This is a genomic window from Symbiopectobacterium sp. (genome assembly GCF_051710365.1).
Lineage (GTDB): Bacteria > Pseudomonadota > Gammaproteobacteria > Enterobacterales > Enterobacteriaceae > Symbiopectobacterium.
The window spans coordinates 1-6,594 of sequence record NZ_JBPETA010000169.1 but is presented as its reverse complement, the minus strand read 5'-3'; the positions used below and the strand labels follow the sequence as shown (position 1 = coordinate 6,594).

Here is a 6,594-nt window from a genome sequence, read left to right as displayed (position 1 = left end):
CACGCCAATGGCAACATTACTTGATGGTAAACGGGTCTGGGCAGAAAAAAATCTGAACCAGATTTAATCTGACAGACACCTGTATAAATAACCGGTAACTGTCAGATCAGGTCTGAGCTAGTACAGAGTATTGGATTGTTGTCGCCGGCGTCTTAACCGCATGCAGTCTGGCTCATGATGTGATTAAGGCGCTCAGAACAGAAGTACTCAAGGGCACATCAAAACGTAACTATGTGCACAAAGCGCAATCCCCCTTTTATTACTATTTTCTTATTACCTTTCACGTGTTGGCCGCCTGCTTTATCCTTGGCGTGATGGCATACATTACGGGTCCGCATCGTTTTTCCTGGTTAACCACGCAGTGGTAACCGGTACCATCCGAAAAATAAATGGATGATACCGGACGTTAGTGACGTGCTGAGCAACCGTTAGCGTGCGCCGGGCAGTGCCAGCGTTGATTCTGCATTGAGACGGAAATGCTCAATGGTCTGGGCCAGCAACAAGGATTGCTCCTCAAGCGAACTGGCCGCTGCGGACATCTCCTGGACCAATGCTGAGTTTTGCTTGGTTACGCCATCCATTTCATTGACGGCAATGCTGACCTGGCTGATGCTTTTTGCCTGCTCATCTGATGCTGTGGCAATTTCACCGATGATACTTTGTACCGAACTGACCGCCTGCGTCATTTCCTGCATGGTTTTACCCGCATCATTCACCAGTTGAACGCCACTGCCCACGCGCTGGCTGGATTCTTCGATCAAGGTGGCGATGTCCTTGACCGCGCTGGCGCTGCGTTGTGCCAGATTACGTACTTCTGAAGCCACAACGGCAAATCCCCTTCCCTGTTCCCCTGCCCGTGCCGCTTCGACAGCGGCGTTCAGTGCCAGGATATTGGTTTGGAATGCGATGCTGTTGATCATGGTGGTGATGTCACCGATTTTTCTGGCACTTCATCGATTTCCGCCATGGTTTTCACTACCTGACTCACCAGGCCTTCCCCTTTGAGAGCAATTTTAGTGGCATTTTCGGTCAGCACCGTTGCCTGATACGCATTGTTGGCGTTGTGTTTTACCGTGGCGGTGATCTGCTGCCATACTGGCAGCGGTCTGTTCCAGCGCCGCGGCTTGTTGCTCGGTGCGTGAGGCCAGATCGATATTGCCGCTGGCTATTTCTGCTTCGCCTTGTCGCACTGCACCGCTGGCATCTTTGATTTGCCCTACAACCTGCCGTAACTGTGTTTGCATGGTGTTCAGCGCATAAAACAGGCTCTTACGATCGTTGGGTTGTACTACGATGGTATTGCTCAGTTGTCCTTCTGCGACAGCCAACGCGATGGTTGCCGCCTCGAGCGGCTCGCCACCGAGCGGTTTCAGCACTTTACGGTTGAACACCATGCCCAGCAGCGCACTGACAAAAAGAATGCTGAGCACCATTAAAATCAACGCATTTCGCAACTGACGCTGAGAGGCTTCCATGACCGCATCGACCGGTGCGACTACGCCCAGATACCATTTGTCAGCGCTGTTACCAATGGTAACCGGTTGCCAAGTGACCAAGGCATCTTCACCCAAAATAGCATCATGATGTTGTAACACCGCCGACGAGAAATTGTCTGTTTCACCCATCCAGGCCTTGCTGGTTTGCGTTTTATCCGGATAGGAAATGACTTTGCCGGCACTGGAAAGCAACATCGCATAGCCGCCGCCTTCCCAAGGTTTTATCTGGTTAACGCGCTGTTGTAATGACGCGAGAGAAATATCCGAGGTTACTACGCCCCACAGTTTCCCCTGTGACACCACAGAGGTCAATAGCGTTGGAACCCCGTTGTAGGCGTAGGAATAGAGTTCAATCAGCGTATCTTTTTGACTTTTTTGCGGCAGCAGATAGTAATCTCCCTGTCCCGGCGTCGCATATGATAACAGCGGATGCATGTTGAATTTTCCAGCCTGATCGCGATCGACAAACCAGGCATAGCGGCCGTTTGGTGCCTGACCGGGTTGCGTGGCAAACTCTGCATCCCGCCCGTCGAACGCGTCTGGTTCGAAAATCACAGAAATAGACAGGTAGCGTAACGCCTGCTCCATCAACTTGTCGACAACCGCACGATCTTGCACGCCAGCGGCGGGAAGCGCTATCAGGCTATGTCCCAGGTTGTGGGCGACATCACGCGCATAATTAAGCTCTTGCTGAATTTTCAGCGCTTCACTTTGCGCTATTTGCTGCAAGTAGCTTTCTGCCAGAAATTTTTGTTCACGGCTCGATTGCCAACTTAGAACACCAATCGTCACAGTAAAACCGAGAGCGATGGTCAGCGCACCGGTCAATAACATTTGTGCACGAGTACTCATTGTTTTTTTATTAATAGCGGGTATGGCCATTATGGCTCTCCTGGTGTTGATCCTACCTATAATCAACATTCCATTGCGACGAGCTCCCTGTGACTAAGTCTATCGGCAACTCATTATTTAACTTTAATTTAACGATAATGATGCAAATCAATAGCGATCGCTGCACAACAGAATGAGGGTTATTCCGAAAAGGAAGGGCTGGGAACCAGGGCGCTTTGCATTATCACGCATTTGTACATACAGTTTGTTATGTGATTTACGTCACGTTGTGAGACTCAGTAGGCTCAGCTTGTGGGGTTGGTCCTGCTCCAACACATTGCCGGTGTGGTTGATTCCGGTATTGATGACAGGAGACGCGATATGCCTGAGCTTAGTGATAACATGCTCATTTTTAGCGATCTGGATGGTTCACTGCTGGATCACGATACCTACGACTGGCAACCCGCCGCGCCCTGGCTGCGGCGCCTGAAGCAACACGCTATTCCCGTCATCATCACCACCAGTAAAACCGTCTGCGAAACCACATTGATCCGCCGTGAGTTGGGGCTGGAACACTGTCCCTTTATTGCTGAGAACGGAGCCAGCATAGCATTGCCTGAACACTGGCACACGCATGCTGATTATCCTTGTAAGCTATTTTCCACTGGCTATGTTGAGATTTGCGCTCTGCTGGAACGTCTTCGTCTGGAACACCACTTTAACTTCATCGGGTTTGCAACGCTGACTGATTCCGACGTTGCAACGCTGACAGGCTTGCCATTGGCCGATGCCAAACGTGCGCGTCTGCGTCAAGCGTCCGAACCCTTGTTGTGGCACGACGATGACGCGGCACTGCAACACTTTATCCATCAATTGGATCGCCACGGTTTAGCGTTGACACAAGGGGGACGCTTCTATCATATGATGGGCAAAAACATCAGTAAAGGGCGTGCGGCCCGTTGGCTAGGTCTGCAATATCAGCACGTTACCGAAACTATCCCCATAACATTAAGCTTGGGGGATGGCCCCAATGATGTTGCTTTATTGCAAAGCACCGATTATGCGGTGGTGATCAAGAGTCAAAGCCAGCAGCACATCACATTGGACGATTCTTACACGGGCAAAGCCTATTTCACGCATGACACCGGGCCAACGGGATGGAGTGAAGGTCTAGACCATTTCATTTCCATCAACAACAAACGCGAGGTATGCGATGAGTGAATTTTATCAGGATGGGATAATTACTAATTTTCATAACCTTACTAGAAGAAACCCCGATGAACTGGAGTACGAGTTGCAGGTTTTTTCTGGTCAAAACAGTATGGGACTGATACTGCCGTCGCTCTTTTCCGAGCTGGAAGGCCCTGCGTTAACGCATATCATTGATGAGCTGTCGCAGGTCAACTACCTGACAGAAATCGTAATTATTGCACTGCATGATTGTGACATTGTCACTTATAGTCGGGAAATGTTGACCCGCCTGCTCTACTCGGTTGCCAATCCGAACTTTCACTATGATTTTTGTAAAGGTTACTACGCCCGTGTTGCCAATCAGAAACTCAATGGACGTGTCGGTCGACTCCTGGTTTTTCCACTGCTGAAGTCGCTGCAAAAGGTCTATGGCAATTCGGACTATCTCGATTACATGCGCAGCTTCCGCTACCCCTTGTCCGGCGAATTTGCGATGCGCACCCACGTACTTAACAACTTGCGTATTCCGAGTGACTGGGGGTTAGAAATTGGTGTGTTGTCGGAAATATACCGTGGCACGGCGACCAGTCGCATTTGCCAGGTAGATATCGCCGATAATTACGATCACAAACATCAGCCAATGTCCGAAGATAACCCCGACGCGGGATTGCAGCGTATGGCCATGGACATCACCAAAGCCCTGTACCGCAAGCTGGCGATACAGGGCCCGACGCTTTCCGCGTGCTGCGTGCAACCTAATTACCGTACGGCATTGGATATGATCGATGCTTTCGAGCATGATGCCAAAATGAATGGCCTGGCTTTCGATCGTCACGGTGAAGAGTTGGCGGTTGAGTTGTTCTCTGATGTGATTACCGCATCCGGCCACGTATACAGTGAAAGCCCCGGCGATAAGCCCTTCGTGCCAAGTTGGAACCGGGTGCAATCAGCCTTTCCTGACATACTGGAACGCCTTTATCAAGCGGGTGAAGCCGATAACGCTATCGCGTAACAGTAGTCACTGTATGCCTTTTTCCGGTAAGCTGGTGTCATCTCTGACATTCCGCCATGATCCCTTTTGGTATCATGACGAGCTTGCACTAATGGAATCAAACGTGAGGACTACCATGATTATTTTTGTTACTGGCGCAACAGCGGGTTTCGGTACAGCGATTACGCGTAAATTCATTCAGGCGGGTCACCGCGTTATTGCCAGCGGTCGACGTCAGGATCGTCTGGATGCACTGAAGGCGGAGCTGGGTGAGTCAGTGTATACAGTGACGTTTGACGTGCGCGATCGTCAATCGGTTGAAAGCGCGATTGCCGCCCTGCCCGCCGACTGGCGCGATGTTGACGTACTGGTCAACAACGCTGGGTTGGCGCTTGGGTTAGAGCCCGCTTATAACACCCAATTGGATGATTGGGAAACGATGATCGACACCAATAACAAAGGGCTGGTTTACATGACCCGCGCCGTGTTGCCTGAAATGGTGAAGCGCAATCAGGGCCATGTGATCAATATCGGCTCAACCGCAGGCAACTGACCCTATGCTGGCGGGAACGTGTATGGCGCCACCAAAGCGTTTGTGCGTCAGTTTAGCCTGGGCCTGCGTGCTGATTTGTTCGGCACTCAGGTGCGCGTTACCAATATCGAGCCGGGGTTGGTTGGCGGCACCGAATTCTCATCGGTCAGATTCAAAGGCAATGAGGACAAGGTTTCCAAAACCTACGACAACACCCAACCGTTAACCGCAGAGGACGTTGCTGAAGCCGTGTTCTGAGTGGCAACACTGCCTGCACACGTTAATATCAATACCTTGGAGATGATGCCGGTGAGCCAATCCTATGCGGGATTGAGCGTACACCGCGACGCATAAAACTTATCTCCCCTGTCGGTGTCATTAGGATGCGCGTGGTGTTATAGAGTTATTGCAGACAAGAATGCTATAGTGTTTTTGTTGCGATGCTAACACCCGCGTAATCAGCGCGTTTGTGGAAACATCGCGGGTCATCACCCTTTAGTTCGTCAGGATGAAACATGAACCATCAAACCCTCAAATTACTGCGACGTGCACTGTTCCCCCTGTCGCTGGTCGTTTTGGCCGGTGCATGGCAGGCTACTGCTCTCGCAGATACCCGCCACATCATTGTGGAATCAGGCGATAGCGCGCTCTCCAAAGAAGCGGCGCGTCAAAGCAAAGAGCAATGGGATAGCACCCGTTCACTGCGTAACAAAGTGAATAACCGCAGAGAGAAAGAATTCGATAAGTTCGACAAATCCATTGATTTGCAAGAGAAATGTAATACCAGCAGCAACGTTAATGCCTATTGGGAAGCCAATAGCGACCGCTGCCTGGATCGCCGCACGGGTCGTGCGATTACGCCTTGATCTTGTCTATTGTGTTTATGCCTGGCTTCAACGCCAGGCATTTTGTTTTGACTGAATCACAGACCAGACATCGCGTTCATGTACACGGCATCACGTTGTTCTGTTTTCTTGTTTTCTTCTGTTTTTATGCTTTCCATTTCCGCTGCTTCCGTTACGGATTCTTTTCTGTTCTGGTTATGGGCATAAGCAAATCCGGTATAGGCGGTCCCCATAGTGATTCCCACTATTGTACTGGCGGCGTATCCGCCAAAGGGCAATGCGCATGCCGCCGCGTAGGCAGAGACAATAATAGATGCACGACTCGCTATGGTATTTAACGTACAATCCATGATAGCTTTACGCGTATAATCCTCTTTATTACGCATTGTCAATTTGATATTCAATACCCGATTTTTTTTCGAAATGCATTAATGCCACGATAGCACAAATCATCCCCAAATTCTCCAATAAGATTAACGGTAGAGTAGATCTGCCGACAATATTCGCCATTAAGCCGCTCATTGAACCAGACAACGCGTTTGAACCGTCATTCCGCACCTACTTTAAGAATAAATTCGACTGTATCGCTCGCCGAGAACATCAACGATGGTCTTGTGAATAGAATTGAGGTTGGATACTTGTGGTGGTCTGTCACCAATACTGAACTCATAAATCCCAAAAAAACAGAGGAAAACCCAACGCGCTGTG

General features: G+C 50.1%; 4 protein-coding genes and 2 pseudogenes. 4 read left to right on the top strand and 2 right to left on the bottom strand.

Annotation, left to right across the window (positions count from 1 at the left end; translation table 11 throughout):
* Window positions 1–428 precede the first annotated feature (428 nt).
* Window positions 429–2,378 (bottom strand): annotated as a pseudogene (locus tag ACTBDZ_RS13700) (methyl-accepting chemotaxis protein).
* A gap of 330 nt (window positions 2,379–2,708) precedes the next feature.
* On the opposite strand from ACTBDZ_RS13700, the gene ACTBDZ_RS13695 reads away from it, so the two are divergent.
* The 4 genes and pseudogenes from ACTBDZ_RS13695 (at window position 2,709) to ACTBDZ_RS13680 (ending at window position 5,907) form a co-directional block, all read left to right on the top strand.
* The gene (locus ACTBDZ_RS13695) at window positions 2,709–3,548 is read left to right on the top strand and encodes a mannosyl-3-phosphoglycerate phosphatase-related protein (protein ID WP_438815732.1); all 840 of its coding nucleotides are present in this window, start codon (window positions 2,709–2,711) and stop codon (window positions 3,546–3,548) included.
* On the top strand, window positions 3,541–4,530 hold the full coding sequence (locus ACTBDZ_RS13690; RefSeq protein WP_438815731.1) for a glycosyl transferase: 990 nt from the start codon (window positions 3,541–3,543) through the stop codon (window positions 4,528–4,530). Before ACTBDZ_RS13695 ends, ACTBDZ_RS13690 begins: the two co-directional genes overlap by 8 nt.
* Before the next feature lie 115 nt (window positions 4,531–4,645).
* Window positions 4,646–5,395, top strand: a pseudogene (ydfG, locus tag ACTBDZ_RS13685) (bifunctional NADP-dependent 3-hydroxy acid dehydrogenase/3-hydroxypropionate dehydrogenase YdfG).
* A gap of 161 nt (window positions 5,396–5,556) precedes the next feature.
* Complete coding sequence (locus tag ACTBDZ_RS13680) at window positions 5,557–5,907, top strand: DUF1283 family protein (protein WP_438815730.1); 351 nt, start codon at window positions 5,557–5,559, stop codon at window positions 5,905–5,907.
* A gap of 56 nt (window positions 5,908–5,963) precedes the next feature.
* On the opposite strand, the gene ACTBDZ_RS13675 is transcribed toward ACTBDZ_RS13680, so the two are convergent.
* Window positions 5,964–6,272: a hypothetical protein gene (locus ACTBDZ_RS13675; protein WP_438815729.1), complete on the bottom strand. Its 309-nt coding sequence runs from the start codon at window positions 6,270–6,272 to the stop codon at window positions 5,964–5,966.
* Window positions 6,273–6,594: the final 322 nt, after the last annotated feature.